Annotated in this window: 14 protein-coding genes, 1 tRNA gene and 1 pseudogene; 5 read left to right on the plus strand and 11 right to left on the minus strand. The window is 42.5% G+C overall.

The window, feature by feature from the left end:
- Positions 1-150: 150 nt before the first annotated feature.
- From Xentx_RS15485 to mutY, 4 genes are all read right to left on the minus strand, one after another.
- A tRNA-Phe gene (locus Xentx_RS15485) sits at positions 151-226 on the minus strand.
- 168 nt (positions 227-394) lie between these two features.
- Positions 395-1,468, minus strand: a complete 1,074-nt coding sequence (gene mltC / locus Xentx_RS15490; protein ID WP_074021359.1) for a membrane-bound lytic murein transglycosylase MltC — start codon at positions 1,466-1,468, stop codon at positions 395-397.
- A 111-nt stretch (positions 1,469-1,579) separates the two neighbouring features.
- A complete protein-coding gene (locus tag Xentx_RS15495; protein WP_074021291.1) occupies positions 1,580-1,852 on the minus strand; it encodes an oxidative damage protection protein in 273 nt (90 codons plus the stop codon).
- Positions 1,853-1,878: 26 nt separating this feature from the next.
- Complete coding sequence (gene mutY, locus Xentx_RS15500; protein ID WP_074021293.1) at positions 1,879-2,919, minus strand: A/G-specific adenine glycosylase; 1,041 nt, start codon at positions 2,917-2,919, stop codon at positions 1,879-1,881.
- Between the two features lie 240 nt (positions 2,920-3,159).
- Between mutY and Xentx_RS15505 the strand changes: the two genes are divergently transcribed.
- A protein-coding gene (locus Xentx_RS15505; protein ID WP_139292510.1) for an IS5 family transposase occupies positions 3,160-3,922 on the plus strand; the annotation gives its coding sequence in 2 pieces (ribosomal slippage) (positions 3,160-3,549 and positions 3,551-3,922; 762 coding nt in all).
- Between the two features lie 38 nt (positions 3,923-3,960).
- On the opposite strand, the gene Xentx_RS15510 is transcribed toward Xentx_RS15505, so the two are convergent.
- The 7 genes from Xentx_RS15510 to cobA form a co-directional block, all read right to left on the minus strand.
- Positions 3,961-5,238 (minus strand): insecticidal delta-endotoxin Cry8Ea1 family protein, encoded by a 1,278-nt coding sequence (locus tag Xentx_RS15510; protein ID WP_074021294.1) that lies wholly within the window; start codon positions 5,236-5,238, stop codon positions 3,961-3,963.
- A 93-nt stretch (positions 5,239-5,331) separates the two neighbouring features.
- Positions 5,332-5,757 (minus strand): JHE-like toxin PirA, encoded by a 426-nt coding sequence (locus Xentx_RS15515; RefSeq protein WP_074021296.1) that lies wholly within the window; start codon positions 5,755-5,757, stop codon positions 5,332-5,334.
- Between the two features lie 440 nt (positions 5,758-6,197).
- A complete protein-coding gene (locus Xentx_RS15520; protein ID WP_074021298.1) occupies positions 6,198-6,599 on the minus strand; it encodes a VOC family protein in 402 nt (133 codons plus the stop codon).
- Positions 6,600-6,628: 29 nt separating this feature from the next.
- On the minus strand, positions 6,629-6,982 hold the full coding sequence (locus Xentx_RS15525) for a tRNA-binding protein (RefSeq protein WP_074021299.1): 354 nt from the start codon (positions 6,980-6,982) through the stop codon (positions 6,629-6,631).
- A 66-nt stretch (positions 6,983-7,048) separates the two neighbouring features.
- Positions 7,049-7,909, minus strand: coding sequence for a GHMP family kinase ATP-binding protein (locus Xentx_RS15530; RefSeq protein WP_074021301.1), 861 nt, complete (start codon positions 7,907-7,909; stop codon positions 7,049-7,051).
- Positions 7,902-8,975, minus strand: coding sequence for a threonine-phosphate decarboxylase CobD (cobD, locus tag Xentx_RS15535; protein WP_074021303.1), 1,074 nt, complete (start codon positions 8,973-8,975; stop codon positions 7,902-7,904). The genes Xentx_RS15530 and cobD overlap by 8 nt, the downstream gene beginning before the upstream one ends.
- A complete protein-coding gene (cobA, locus tag Xentx_RS15540) occupies positions 8,972-9,730 on the minus strand; it encodes a uroporphyrinogen-III C-methyltransferase (protein WP_074021304.1) in 759 nt (252 codons plus the stop codon). Before cobA ends, cobD begins: the two co-directional genes overlap by 4 nt.
- A gap of 769 nt (positions 9,731-10,499) precedes the next feature.
- On the opposite strand from cobA, the gene Xentx_RS15545 reads away from it, so the two are divergent.
- The 4 genes and pseudogenes from Xentx_RS15545 to cbiD form a co-directional block, all read left to right on the plus strand.
- The gene (locus Xentx_RS15545) at positions 10,500-11,894 is read left to right on the plus strand and encodes a cobyrinic acid a,c-diamide synthase CobB (protein WP_074021306.1); all 1,395 of its coding nucleotides are present in this window, start codon (positions 10,500-10,502) and stop codon (positions 11,892-11,894) included.
- Entirely contained in the window at positions 11,891-12,850 is a 960-nt protein-coding gene (gene cbiB, locus Xentx_RS15550) for an adenosylcobinamide-phosphate synthase CbiB (protein WP_074021307.1), read from the plus strand. Before Xentx_RS15545 ends, cbiB begins: the two co-directional genes overlap by 4 nt.
- Positions 12,851-12,862: 12 nt before the next feature.
- Positions 12,863-13,504 (plus strand): cobalt-precorrin-8 methylmutase, encoded by a 642-nt coding sequence (locus tag Xentx_RS15555; RefSeq protein WP_074021309.1) that lies wholly within the window; start codon positions 12,863-12,865, stop codon positions 13,502-13,504.
- Positions 13,497-14,546: pseudogene (cbiD, locus tag Xentx_RS15560) on the plus strand (cobalt-precorrin-5B (C(1))-methyltransferase CbiD); the annotation flags it as partial. The gene Xentx_RS15555 and the pseudogene cbiD, both read left to right, overlap by 8 nt.
- Positions 14,547-14,669 lie beyond the last annotated feature (123 nt).

Below are 14,669 nucleotides of genomic sequence, written 5' to 3' on the forward strand. Positions count from 1 at the left end.
ACAGCCACCCTGTCATCTTGTCTTAAATGTTCTTATCGACTAAACAGTACAAATTGAACTGATTAGGCTTTAACATTTAATTAACGATTGATTCTTTTTCGCGCTTTTGTCAGGAAATTTAACAACCTAGGACAAACCCGCATGGAAACTTGGTGCCCGGAGGCGGAATCGAACCACCGACACGGGGATTTTCAATCCCCTGCTCTACCGACTGAGCTATCCGGGCTAACGGGGCGCATTAAACCGTATTCAGCCCAATCCGTCAAACACTTTCTGCATAAATTTATTCATGTGCTTTTAATTCACGCAATAAGTTATAAATATAAACAAAACGGAGAGGCAATTGCCTCTCCGTTTGTTATTTCCCTACTATCCGTTGCTAATTGGTTATCAACTATCTGCGATAGCTTTTTTGTGTATTGTTCACTTTCATCAAATAGCGACGTGATTCGGCAGAAGGGTGTTTATTGGTCAGGGTTGAATAAACATCACCAGGTTCCATTGAGTTGATGATTTGAACCGCTTTCTTTTTATCATTGGAAAATACGCGCAATACACTGCCTGCACCGCCATTGTAAGCGGTGATAACGGCATATCGACGCGAAGTTGCGTTTTTGATTTCTCCTAAGTATGTGTTTTGCAATATTGATAGATAGGCAGTTCCAGCATCAATGTTGTTCTCAGGATCGAAGAGATAATTGCGGCTAGGCTGGCCTGACTTTCCTTGCATCTTGAAAACATCCCGTCCGGCGGTGTGTTGTATTACCTGCATAAGCCCTAAGGCATCAGAGCGACTGACAGCATAAGGGTTAAAACTGGATTCAGTCTGCATGATGGCAAGGATTAGGGATTCATCAATGCCATATCTTATGGATGCTTTGCGAACGATAGGAAGATATTTGTGAGCGCGTTTATCCAAATGGTTAGGAACCAACTGTATGGTGACTGACCAAATGACGTGTAACCCCGATTGCCGTTTTTGTAATTTATTTTGGATCAGATAATTGGCAAAATGGCGTGCACGCCATTCCCAGCGAATGGGTTCACCGTTATTATCCAGAACCTGCCCATATAGAAATGGTTCTTTGCTGATCTGGATATCGTTGGCGTCGGAATAAAGATCGATAGTTCCAGGGTCATCTCCCATCAGCAAAGTCGTAACAATCGCTTTACGTAAATGTTCAGTGGGTTCAATTGGGGAAATGGTTTCAATCGTAATGTTTCCCGTCTCAAAATTGATATGGCTGCGAGTCTTATATTGATCTGTATATTTAACGTAATCTTTTGGGCCTGCGATTAATACTTCCTGCAAACCCCAAATATTTTCAATATTGTGGGCAAATTGTCCCATCAAAATATCGAATCCATTGGTGTCTTTTATATATTCTTCGTTATATTCAACGTCTTTTTTGCTAGAACAGGAAATTAGAAGTGGAACAAGGAGGATCAGAGCCAGCAGTCTTTTCATTTTACAATGCCGTTGGATATTAATGCTGTTGGATATTGAAGTTTCAATCAACATTTAGAGCCATACAAAATGGCTCTTATTATGCCAATCTATACGAATAGCGTCGTAATATTATTTTTCCGGAGGTGTATAACCGTCGATTTTAATATCATGTCCTTCAAACAGAAATTTCACCATCTCTTGTTCAAGCAGTTTGCGATCTTCTGGATTCATGGTATTGAGTTTTTTTTCATTAATCAGCATGGTTTGTTTACCCATCCATTGTTGCCATGCTTCTTTTGAAATCTCATTGAAAATACGCTTGCCCAATTCTCCTGGATAGAGCTGAAAATCCTGGCCTTCCGCTTCTCGTTGTAAAAAAGTGCAAAAAATAGTTCTGCTCATAATTAATCCTCAAAATAGCGGGCAACTTAGCCCAATTGTTGCAAAAGGTACTCAACAGGAGCTGCCAATCCAATAGTTGCTGGTTGACGTAAGTTATACCAAAGTCCCTTACTTTCATCCATGCAGGAATCAAAAGTTAAAATATCGATTTTAATAGGAACGATATCTAAATGAAAATGGCTGAATGTGTGGCGAAATGCTGTCAGTTGTTCAAGTTTGCTGTGTGAGATACCTGAATTTTTTAGCCATTGTTCCAGTGATATTTGATCAGTAAATTGCGGGAAAGCGAACAATCCCCCCCAAATACCAGAAAGTGGGCGCTGCTCCAGCCAAACCATATCGCCATGTTGCATTAATAAAAAGTAGGCTGTTTTTTCAGGAATGCTTTGTTTCGGTTTTTTCCTCGGATAGTTTGCCCAACTATGATTGGCGTAAGCGATACAGCCTGTGTTGAGTGGACAAATCTCACATTTTGGTTTGCTGCGGGTGCAAACCATAGCGCCCAAGTCCATCATCGCCTGATTAAAATATTCGACACCTTGCTTAGGAGTTACGCGCGTGCTGATATCCCATAACTGATTCTCAACCTCTTTTTTCCCCGGCCAGCCCTCAACAGCGTAGCAGCGAGCCAAAACCCGCTTCACGTTGCCATCAAGGATAGGGAAATGCTTGCCTTGTGACAGTGAGAGAATGGCTCCGGCCGTTGAACGCCCTACACCGGGCAGGGCAACAACATCATCAAAGATCGTTGGAAATTTACCATTGTGCAATGTCACAATCTGTTGTGCGGCTTTGTGTAAGTTACGGGCACGGGCGTAATATCCTAAGCCAGTCCATAAGTGGAGAACCTCATCCAGTGGGGCAGCAGCCAAAGAGGTAACATCGGGAAAACGTGAAATAAATTTTTGGAAATAAGGAATGACCGTCGCAACTTGAGTTTGTTGCAGCATCACCTCTGAAAGCCAGACGTGATAGGATGTTTTTTCCAACTGCCACGGCAGGGTTTTGCGGCCGTAGCGGTGATACCACTCAAGTACCACTTGTGAAAATTGCTCAGCTTCCATCATTAGAATAATTGTCTTTATATCTGGTAATTGTTTCGTGAGCGGGATTGCAACATAGTGTAACCTCAGTGTAAACCCGAACTTTGTTTCGAAGCATTACGCAAACTGCAAACATAATTATCTCACAGTCTATAAAAGTCCACTAATCACATTAGGGGTTGTTGATGTTTTTCGGGGGATTATTAGACAGCATGATGATTTGATATAATTACTTTCGCCAAAAAACAACCAGACCTTACCATCATGCCGAGAACAATGTTAACAGATCTCTACTGGAATAAGCTATCCGCATTCATGCAACACACCGGTTGGATTTATGATAAACCTGAACACCGTTTGACCTTGGAAGGCATTATTTATCGGATGAGAACGAGCATCCCCTGGCGCGATTTACCCACAGAATTCGGCAAATGGAATACGGTCTTTTCGCGTTTCAATGCTTGGTCAAAGAAAGGTATTTTACAGATTATTTTCACATGGTTATCTGAAATTGCAGATACAGAGTGGTTGTTCATTGATGGGACTATCGTTCGCGCTCATCAACATAGTGCGGGAGCTGCTTCAGATAACGACGAGGCGATAGGCAAAAGTCGTGGTGGACGTTCAACCAAGATCCATTTAGCGGTAGACAGCGGGAGGCTTGCCCGTTCATTTTGAACTTTCGGGGAGTCAGGTTCATGACAGTGTTCACGCAGAAAGCCTTATTTCCAAGTCTCCCACTTCCGAAGCAGTGATTGCTGATAAAGGATATGACAGTCAGCGTTTCAGGATGTTTATTAAACAACGGGATGCGACTCCAGTGATCCCTCATCGTAAAAATAGTCGAAAAACAGACCAAGGTATTGATAAGTGCTTATACCGTTATCGCCATTTAGTCGAGAATGCTATTGCTCGAATTAAGCATTTTCGAGCAATAGCAACGAGATACGATAAACTTGAACGGAGTTATACCAGTATGGTGGCACTCGCATTCATCATTGTCTGGTTGCCGATGTGGGTTGATTGAATAATGACCTTAAAACATCAACAGCCCCTAGTCAGGTATTATTTTTTATCATCTAACATATGGTATGAAACGGCAATACCTGCGGCTTGACCGGCAAGTGAAGGTTCATCGCTGGCTAAGTACAGTCCTGCAATATAGTGTCCATCAACAGCATATTTTCTGTATTTTGTCGCGTAGCGCTCACCGACTCTGAGTTGACGCCCATCACTTAACGTAAATAACGCTTCATCAACAGCGCCATTGCCCCATACTTCCAACCTTTCGATAACACTATCATTGAGTTCAATTGAACTCGTTTCTGATGTTACTGTGCCGAGTGTATAGGATGAACCGTTGGCAAAGGTGATTTTAATACCACCCACTCTAGGGGCATTCCCAATTCTTTGTACATATCCAAGCAAGGATTGTATTTTATTGTATTTACCGTTGATTAAAGATGGCTTGAAGGGCTCTTGCATTTGATCGTCTTCTGTAAGAGCCTGAATTCTCATTTTGTTAGTCTGACGACCAAACACAGTTGAATAACTGATAGTTTTAGGATAGAAACCACTTTCGAGGCTATTATTTTGTAGATGTTCAATTAACTCGATACACTCTAAACCGTGTAATAAACAATATCCTCTTACAGAGAGTAAATTGTTAGTGACATTCGATGCGGTTGATGTATTGAGAGCATTATTATATTCATTCGTATACATTGTATGAATGTAATTCTTAGCCTTTTCAACTAATTTGTCGATAAGTTGTTTTAACTCATTGACTTCAATATCTGTCAGCCCAATATCCGCTTTCTTCTCGATCCCCATTTTCCAATAAGGGATCTGCAACATAATCGTATTGGTGTACATCGGCAGGATCTGGTAGTTTGTTTTATTATCAAAAGATTTGAATTTTTCATCTATACTCACCAGATATCTGGCCAGAAACATATATGCGTCATGACTTTCCTGACTACCAGGCGAGGTTTCCAGCATGTATTGCACATGTTCCATTTTCCCTTTGATTTCTTGTATATCTCCATTAAGTATTCCTTTAATAGTTTGCAGAACGGCGTTCTCTATCATCTGTTCTACTTTTTGGAGGATCTGCTCCCAGGTATTATCTTTCTGTTGAGGCCAAAATAGTCCTAACAGGAAGGACATTGCTGGACCTGCTGCTGGAATAAACCCTATGCCACCAATAATCGCATCCTTTATAATTGATGACATATCCCATTCATAATCAGGGGTAGATGTTGTATAAGGCACAATAAGCATAACATCAGAGAGTACAGGCAATGTTTCATTTTCAGATACATTAATCGGTGTGGTATTCATGATTTTATTTTACCTTAATTTCTTAGTTAAATAGTGCTTTAGCTAGATAATTATTAAATTAAACTTTATGAGTTATAGATGGTTTTTATCTTGTTACTTATTATATCCGGTAACAAAGGCTCGCTGATCAGTATCATTATAAATGACAACCTTGCTGTAATATAAAGAGTTGCTCGGTGCTTGTAATATGCCGTCTTCCCCAGCTTTCACTGTGATAGAGGAATGTTCGAACCATTGTGATGTGAAAGAATGAGACCAATAAAAAACAGCTCTAACTGATGATGCGGGGCCAGAATTGGCTACATAGTAATTACGGTGTCTTTCGGGAATAATCGGTGTATCAGTTCTTGTCGCCTCAATAGAAGAGTGTGGCTCTATGGTCATATCCCTATAAGGACTGACGGTAAGAGGTTCTGATGCTGGTGTATTTGTATTATAAGTTAATGGTTCTGGGTTAGTGTCATTATTACTTATGACTGTAACGGTACTGCTACTTATATTTATATTGATTGTATTCATAAGGTGTTATCCTATTTTAAAAGTTGATTAAAATATATTGCGTTTTTTAACATATGGTTTCTTTGTTTTTGACAGTGTTTTTATTATGGGTGATATCATTATAGAATTGTTTATAATGACGGAGTTTCTCCTTATGGTTAGAATCTATTTTGTTAATGGGTATGTTAGAACAATAAATTATTTCTGCTAGTATTCTAAACATATTGGCAAGGTCATATAAAATATAAAAAATAGCAACTCAATTTAAAAATTATATCACTGATTGAAATCATATTATTAGGCAAGGGGATGTAGTTAATGTTTATTGAGAGATGTTAATTCTGATGGTGAAAATAATAAATGGTGTTGTTATTAATAATCAATGTTTGTTTTTATAAATATACACATAATTAAATATAGCCCAATATCATTGGGCTAATAGCAATATTTATAAATATTCTCTAAGCAGCCGCATTCTGATATAAATCCCAACGGTTCCCATAAATATCTTCAAAAACGACTACCATACCATATTCTTCCTGACGCGGTTCCTCACAGAAATGGACGCCATTTTCTTTCATTTTGTGATAATCGCGCCAAAAGTCATCAGTTTGCAGGAACAAGAATACCCGCCCACCACATTGGTTACCAATAAACGTTTCTTGCCTTTCGTTAGATGCTCTTGCCAGCAGTAAGCTGCAATCACTTTCAGGGTTTGGGGTAACAACAACCCATCTTTTTCCTGGTTGCGGCGTATCTTCTACTAACGTAAACCCTAATTTATTGGTGTAATAGTCGATAGCTTTATCGTAATCATCTACAACGATAGCAACGTAACCCATACATCTTTTTTGTGTTCTCATGGTATTCCTACTATTTTACGACTTAAAAATTACAGCATACGGGTGCCTAATTCCACGTTTCTTTCTGGCTGGATAAGGACGGTTCCTTGTTCGTCACAAACCGCAGCCAAAACCAAAACTTCCGATTTAAATCCTGCCACACGCCTTGAGGGAAAATTCACTACAGCCAGTATTTGTTTACCGATTAATTGTTCTGCCGTGTAGTTTTGGCATATCTGGGCTGAGCTCTGTTTTTCACCGATATCACTACCAAAATCGATATAAAGTTTATAGGCGGGTTTGATGGCTTTTTCATTTTTTTCTGCTTTGATGATTTTGCCAACGCGAATGTCGAGTGACATAAAGGTGTCGATTGTAGCGGGTGTCAGAGTTGTATTTTCCATAGGGTTTAATTCATTGTTTAAATTATATTCTTTATAATAAGGAAAATGTGAAGATATGTATAGATTTCAGCGAACACCACCCGCAATGAGTTTGACTTGGTGAATTTTCGGATAGTGCTCAGAAATCTTTTTTTGATGTAGCCACCAGCGCAGGTAATTTACGTCATGGTGATGTGAATTGAATAACAGGCCAATGATACTGCCGCTATGAGCAACATTCAGGCCATAAATGCCTGTCTGTTCGACTAAATCTCTCAGTTGATCAAAACAGGGTTTCGATAGTATCGATTGGCTGGCGATGGCGCTTAATGTGCAAGCTTCCCCAAGGCGGTAGTTGTCGTGCCGTTGGTTCGCTGTACGGAATTGCCGCCATGCTTGCTGGAATAAACAGGCTTTATCCCGCCATTGTGCGTGATGATCTTGTTGGTGATATTCTTCTGTCAAAATGGCTTGTGGACTTTCCAACAGCAAAATATCGATATTCGGTTGCCAGTCAAAGGGGATTTGCGTTTGGGCGGTGAGATGATCAAATAAGGTTAATTGCTTGAATATTGTACTGTCTGTTGGCTCCAGTTTGACACAGAGTTGCGCTAGCTCTGTGCTTTTCAGTGACTTGCCCAATAATCTGGCGGTGGCTTGTGCTGTAGCGGCAATATCTGCTGTGCTGCTGGCCATGCCTTTGGCGATTGGAATTGTCGATTGATATTCAATACGCAAACCAAAAGTTAATTCTGGCGGCTCCTGCCAGTAATCCAGCAGTAAATTTACCATTTGGCGCATACGTGGTCGTTCATGGGGTATGGGAATACCTTCACTAACGGAAACACAACTGAACCAATTGATTGGGCAGGAGATTAACTTTTCTCCCCCAAACAGACATCCTTGTAGCAGTTCTCCACAGGAAGCGGGACAAGAGGCTTCAGCCATAGGCAAAAACCTGCTGCATGGCTGCGATCAGGCGCTGATTTTCCCACTCACTGCGTACAGCTATGCGATAGTAACGTTCGTCTAACCCTGCATAATTTTTACAATGGCGAATTAATAACTGATGTTTAAGCAAAGCGTGCCATAAATCAACATTGGGTTGATGACAACGGAAGAACAGGAAATTAGCCGATGGCGGCCAGATAATCAGCTCAGGGAAAGTTGAAAGCTGAGTCCATAGATAGTGTTGCTGCGATGTTAGCCATTGATGTGTTGCAGCAATATAGTCATGTTCATCAAATAAAATCTCACCAACTCGCGCAGCAAAGGCATTAATTGACCACGGTTCACGTCGGTCTTTCATCTCTGCAATTCCTGTTATATTTCCGCTGACTAAATAGCCTAAACGTAATCCAGGAATGGCAAAAAATTTGGTCATTGAACGCAATATATAAAGGTGCTTAGTGACAGTAAGTTGCGGAATCAGTCCTCGGTTATCAGGGAGAAAATCAATAAAGGATTCATCGACAATCAGCGAGATCCTTTGTTGCTCACAATATTCCACCAGTGATTGCATAAATTGGGTTTCTGGCATTAATCCGGTGGGATTATTGGGCGTGGCGATAAAAACGCAATCGGGTTGAATGGTGGAAAGTGTATCCAGCAGGCGTAAATCAGGTTGAAATCCGGCTTCCTCTGTTAATGGATAATCGATAATTTCTGTTCCAATTTGCTGCAAGGCTCGTCGATATTCAGCAAATCCTGGGATAAGAAGCAAGGCTCGCTTAGGATTGAGATAACGGGTGACGGCATAAATCAGTTCTGTTGCACCATTGCCTGCTATTACCGAATTGTAATCGCATTGATGAGTCTTTGCGATTGCCTGATGCAAGTGGCGATATTCCACATCTGGGTACTTTTCGATATCAACAAGACTATCTTTAATCAATGCCTTAACCCGTTCTGGAGCACCTAGTGGATTGATATTGGCACTGAAATCAACCAGCTCGTTAGCTGGAAGACCATATTGTTGGGCAATGCCAATGATATTACCGCCATGTTCACTCATGGTATTGCTCCGTGAGTAGGAGGGAAGGAGAGCATTGCCCCTAAATTGACGACATTACCAACCACAATCAGTGCGGGTGCATGTAGATCTTTCTCTTCTGCTTTTGCTGCCAGGGTTGCGAGTGTGCCTATAACGCTTTCTTGTTTGGGATGGCTGGCATACATGATCACCGCAGCGGGTGTTGTGGGGGATTTACCATATAGCATCAACTGTTGGCAGATCTCCATTAGGCGGGTCATTCCCATTAGAATAACCAATGTTCCTTCTAATTGGGCGAGTATTTCCCAGTTCTGTTGTTCGTTGCCTTGAGAAGTATGTCCGGTCACAACATGGAAACTCGATGCATAATTGCGGTGGGTGACAGGAATGCCGGCACAGGCCAATCCTCCAATTGCGGAACTGATCCCCGGAATGATTTCAAATTTGATGTCATGTTGTGCCAGCACTTCCGCTTCTTCCCCTCCACGGCCGAAGACATAAGGATCACCGCCTTTTAGACGAACAACCTGTTTCCCCGCCTGTGCATGCCTTACTAGAATTTGATTGATCTCTTCCTGTGGTATGGGGTGGTAATCATGTTCTTTCCCAACGTTAATAATTTCACAATGGTCTGGTACTTGAGCAATAAGTTCAGGATTGACGAGACGGTCATGGACAATGACATCCGCAGTTCGGATACAGTGTAGCCCTTTGACCGTGATTAAGCCTGCATCACCAGGGCCGGCTCCCACTAACCATACATTGCCTTTATTCATTGGATTACCTCTATGGAATTAAAATATAAAGCATCAAAAGAAAAATATATTTTCATCAGGATGGTGAGGCTCTGCTTTTTATTTTTATAAACGACGGTTTATTCTGCCTTATACTTTTTATTTATTGCTTTATGGATGATTTTTTTCTTGTTTTTATGAGTGGAATTATGTCTACCCCAATTTTTATAATTATTACTTTAATGTGGGGTAAGTAAAGTTGATTTATATCAATATTCGTATTCTTAAGCATTAATTATTTTTAAATTGAATTTTGTTATCTGTTGAAAATATTTTTTATATATGAAGGTTTTTGCATCACACCAATGACTTATATTTTATTATTTTTAATTAATTCAATGTGTTGTGATGAATCATTAATTAATGAATTTGTGGTTGTGTATTAGTTTTTATTTTGCTTTAAATAAAAAAAGTGTTTAAAAAAACAATAATCATGAACAAGATCACAAAAACAATAAAGGGTGTTTTTATAAAAATGAAAAATGTGTATTTTGAAAATAAACTTATTTCTCTATTTTATTTTAGTACGAAATTAATATTGTGATAATGCTTTTTATTAAGTTGCTTATTTGTTACGAGATAAAGGGGTTGTAGATATTTGAATTATTCATGGGATATTAATTATTTTGTCGAAAATGAACTAAAAGACGTTTGTTTGATAAATATCAATAAATGAGAATATGAGTTGAAGATTTAAAACTAATACCGATTTTAACACCAATACAGAATTTACATGTTTTGGGGTAAGCATATGCAACAGAAACATGCTTTTGTCATTGCAGGTACAAGTAGTGGAAGTGGTAAAACAACAATTGCGCTGGGCATCATGCGAGCCTTGATGAACCGTTCACTGCGGGTACAGCCATTCAAAATCGGGCCTGATTATCTGGATGGTAGCTGGCATCTAGCTGTGACGGGAGTCGCTTCACGTAATCTTGATGCCTTTATGCTACCCGAACTCATCCTGAATGGTTTGTTTAACCAGGTTATGGCTGAGCAAGATATTGCTGTAATTGAAGGGGTTATGGGGTTATATGATGGCTATGGTACTGATCCCAATTATTGCAGTAGTGCGGCAATGGCAAAGCAACTTGGCTGTCCAGTGGTTTTATTAGTGGATGGGAAGGCAGTTTCCACCTCAATTGCCGCTACAGTGATGGGATTTCAGCAATTTGATCCAGCAGTCAACATTGTGGGTGTGCTGATCAATCGCGTCAATCGGGATAGCCATTTTCAGTTATTAAAACAGGCGATTGAAAGTTATTGTGGTATTCCTGTTTTGGGGCGGCTTCCGGTGATGCCAGAGGTTATCCTTCCTTCCCGACACCTTGGTTTAATCCCTGCTCAAGAACAAATCAGTCAACGCGAAGAATGCTGGACTCGTCTGGCTCAGCAGATCGAAGATTCGGTGGATTTGGATAAATTGCTGGTATTAACCCAGCTATCTTCCTTGCCAAAAGAAAATATCGATTCCCTTATTGAGCCCGCGACGGGGCAAGGCTTGACGCTGGCTCTGGCAGAAGATGAGGCATTCCATTTTTACTATCCTGATAACCTATTGTTGTTGGAAAAAGCCGGTGTGACTATCAAACGGTTTAGCCCCCTGCATGATCATCGGTTACCTGAATGCCAGATGATCTATTTGGGCGGGGGATACCCTGAGATTTATGCCCAAGCCTTATCGTCCAACCACGCTATGCATACGGCATTACGTCAGGCGCAGCAAAAAGGTATCCCTATTTATGCGGAATGCGGCGGCTTGATGTATCTCGGCGATGCCCTGACTGATGCAGATGGTGTACGGCATGGCATGGTGGGATTGATTGCCGGTGAAAGCCAGATGGGTGATCACCTAAAACGCTTTGGCTACTGCGAAGCCACGGCAATGTGTGATACGCCGTTAGTGGCGAAAGGAGAAACGCTGCGCGGGCATGAATTCCATTACTCGGATTTTATTTCGACTCAATCTCCTGTTTTTCAGTGTGTTAAATGGTGTGATCCAAAAGGAACATTAAAAACAGTGCAGAAAAGCTGGCTGGGAGGCTACCAGAATGGCAATACTCTGGCGGGCTATCTGCATATTCATTTTGCCCAACGTCCCAATTTTCTCCATCGCTGGCTGATGATGGCACGGAGGCTGTTATGACCGTCTTATTGTGGTTTGCGGCTTTTATTCTGGATATGAAATTGGGTGATCCCCCTCATTGGCCGCACCCCGTGCGCTGGATAGGGCAACTTACTCACCAGACTGAGCAGCTTATTCGCCGGATTTGCCAAACCGAAACCGACTTGAAATGGGGCGGTGTACTGTTATGGCTGGTGGTAGTAGGGAGTGTTTGGCTGGCGAGCTATTGGGTTTTGCAATTGACCTATGGCGTGACGTTCTGGCTGGGATGTTTGGTTGAAGTTTGGCTGATTTATACCGTGTTGGCAGGACGTGGCTTGGGCGATGCGGCAAATGCCGTTTATCAGGCATTGTGTCAGGGGGATTTGGACGCCAGCCGTAAGCAGCTTGCCAATATTGTCGGTCGGGACACTTGCCAATTGCAATCGCCACAAATCAGCCGTGCTGCGATTGAAACCGTGGCAGAAAACAGCGTGGATGGGGTGATTGCCCCATTGTTCTTCTTAATGCTTGGCGGTGTTCCGCTTGCCATGACTTATAAAGCAATCAATACCCTCGATTCAATGGTGGGTTATAAAACGCCTCGTTATCGGGCATTGGGGATGTTTTCGGCACGTATGGATGATGTGGCGAATTGGTTGCCTGCCCGTTTGGGCTGGCTTCTGCTGGCAATGGCTGCGAAATGGCAGGGATTGGATTTTCGGCAGGCGCTGCGCATTGGCTGGCGTGATCGCTATCAACACAGTAGCCCCAATAGTGGCTGGCCGGAAGCAACCGTAGCAGGGGCATTGGGCATCCGTCTTGGTGGGCCGAATGTTTACTTTAATCAGCTTGTCGAAAAGCCGTGGATTGGTGATGCAAGGCGCGAAGTTACGCCTGTCGATATCCCACAGTCTGTTCAGATGATGAGGGTGGCATCAGTGATGGCGCTCCTGCTGTTTGCGTTGTTGCATAGCCTGGTCAGTGTGATGGTGTAAGGAGGAAACAGTATGAGCGATTACATCCGACAACCCCAACAGATAGAAAGAAATAGCTTTGAAATTATCAGTCAGCTTATTTTCGAATCGCGGCCTGATTATCGTTTTATGGACGCAGATCAAGAAGCGGTGATCAAACGGGTGATCCATACCACCGCCGATTTTGACTGGCTTGATATTTTCTATTTTTCCCCCGATGTTTTGCACCTCATTCGCGACGGTATCTTGCGTGGCTGTACGTTATATACCGATACGACGATGGCGCTATCTGGTATCAATAAAACGCGTCTGGCTCAGTATGGCAGCGAATGCCGTTGTTATGTCAGCGATCCCCGCGCCATTCAAATGGCAAAAGCTCAGCAAATTACACGTTCAATGGCGGCAGTCGATCTGGCTCTGCAAGAACCAGGGGAGAAGATTTTTGTCTTTGGCAATGCCCCGACTGCGCTGTTTCGTTTGATGGAACATCAAGTTGCACCCATTGCAGTCGTTGGTGTGCCTGTTGGATTTGTTGGCGCAGAGGAATCAAAGAATGTCCTGATCAATAGCGGATTAAGTTGCATTGCAGCAAAAGGGCGTAAGGGCGGAAGCAATATTGCCGCCGCCATTATCAACGCCATTCTGTACCGGATGCCGGAGGTCAGGCATGAATGAAATCAGTGATACGCAGGCCAATGGCCTCGGAACGGTTTGGCATCGGGGAAAGCAGTATCGCAAGGGCTACACCACGGGGTCTTGTGCTACGGCCGCGGCCAAGGTCGCCGCATTGATGATCTTGCGTCAGCAGATTATTCATCAGATTTCGATTGTCACGCCTTCTGGTGTCACCTTGGTCTTGAATGTCGAGCAACCTTTGATTGAAGGACAACAGGCGATTGCGGCTATCCGCAAAGATGGTGGCGATGATGTGGATGCAACCCACGGTATGTTGATTTTTGCCCGTGTCTCCTTGAATAACAGCAAAGTGATCACACTGGATGGCGGTGAAGGCATTGGCAGGGTAACGCGAGTGGGGGTTGGTTTGCCGATTGGCTGGGCAGCCATTAATAAAACTCCACGGCATACCATTGAAGAAGCAGTACGGGAGGTAATCGGTTTGCACCGTGGGGCAGATATCGTCATTTTTGCTCCTGAAGGTAAGGAACGGGCGAAGCAAACCTATAACGACAGATTGGGGATTAAGGGCGGTATTTCGATTATTGGTACGACTGGCATTGTGACGCCGATGTCGGAAGAGAGCTGGAAACGTTCTCTGGCACTGGAATTAGAAGCCAAACGTGCCAGTGGGTTAGATCGCATTATTTTTGTGCCGGGAAATCACGGTGAACGTTTTGTCAGCCAGCAGTTGGGTATTGATGCGAATTATGTTGTCACGATGAGTAATTTTGTCGGTTACATGTTGCAAGAGGCTGTGCGTCTGGAATTCCGCCATATAGTTCTGGTAGGGCATGTCGGCAAGTTGGTGAAAATCGCCGCTGGTATTTTTCATACCCACAGCCATATTGCTGATGGCCGCATGGAAACGCTGATTGCCAATCTGGCCTTGTTAGGCGCACCTTTAGAACTGATTCAAGCCGTGGATCAATGTGATACCACCGAAGCGGCCATTGAGTTGATTGCAGAACAGGGCTGGCAGACCGTGTACCAACAAATTGCCCGGAAAATCTGCGGGCGTATCGACCAAATGCTACGTTTCGTCAGTGGTATAGCTAAATCATATTAATATGACATAATATCTAAACCTAAGATGACAAGGCATAAAATGAGATGGGTTACAGCTTAGATTTTCGAAAGAGAGTATTGGCATACAAAGACAAGC

Origin of the sequence: Xenorhabdus thuongxuanensis, from assembly GCF_001908095.1 — a bacterium.
GTDB classification, from domain to species: Bacteria; Pseudomonadota; Gammaproteobacteria; order Enterobacterales; family Enterobacteriaceae; genus Xenorhabdus; species Xenorhabdus thuongxuanensis.

What these genes read in the sequence shown, in the direction of transcription:
- mltC (WP_074021359.1), bottom strand. Translation starts at nt 1,468, where the DNA reads ATGAAAAGACTGCTGGCTCTGATCCTCCTTGTTCCACTTCTAATTTCC.
- Xentx_RS15495 (WP_074021291.1), bottom strand. Translation starts at nt 1,852, where the DNA reads ATGAGCAGAACTATTTTTTGCACTTTTTTACAACGAGAAGCGGAAGGC.
- mutY (WP_074021293.1), bottom strand. Translation starts at nt 2,919, where the DNA reads ATGATGGAAGCTGAGCAATTTTCACAAGTGGTACTTGAGTGGTATCAC.
- Xentx_RS15510 (WP_074021294.1), bottom strand. Translation starts at nt 5,238, where the DNA reads ATGAATACCACACCGATTAATGTATCTGAAAATGAAACATTGCCTGTA.
- Xentx_RS15515 (WP_074021296.1), bottom strand. Translation starts at nt 5,757, where the DNA reads ATGAATACAATCAATATAAATATAAGTAGCAGTACCGTTACAGTCATA.
- Xentx_RS15520 (WP_074021298.1), bottom strand. Translation starts at nt 6,599, where the DNA reads ATGAGAACACAAAAAAGATGTATGGGTTACGTTGCTATCGTTGTAGAT.
- Xentx_RS15525 (WP_074021299.1), bottom strand. Translation starts at nt 6,982, where the DNA reads ATGGAAAATACAACTCTGACACCCGCTACAATCGACACCTTTATGTCA.
- Xentx_RS15530 (WP_074021301.1), bottom strand. Translation starts at nt 7,909, where the DNA reads ATGGCTGAAGCCTCTTGTCCCGCTTCCTGTGGAGAACTGCTACAAGGA.
- cobD (WP_074021303.1), bottom strand. Translation starts at nt 8,975, where the DNA reads ATGAGTGAACATGGCGGTAATATCATTGGCATTGCCCAACAATATGGT.
- cobA (WP_074021304.1), bottom strand. Translation starts at nt 9,730, where the DNA reads ATGAATAAAGGCAATGTATGGTTAGTGGGAGCCGGCCCTGGTGATGCA.
- Xentx_RS15545 (WP_074021306.1), top strand. Translation starts at nt 10,500, where the DNA reads ATGCAACAGAAACATGCTTTTGTCATTGCAGGTACAAGTAGTGGAAGT.
- cbiB (WP_074021307.1), top strand. Translation starts at nt 11,891, where the DNA reads ATGACCGTCTTATTGTGGTTTGCGGCTTTTATTCTGGATATGAAATTG.
- Xentx_RS15555 (WP_074021309.1), top strand. Translation starts at nt 12,863, where the DNA reads ATGAGCGATTACATCCGACAACCCCAACAGATAGAAAGAAATAGCTTT.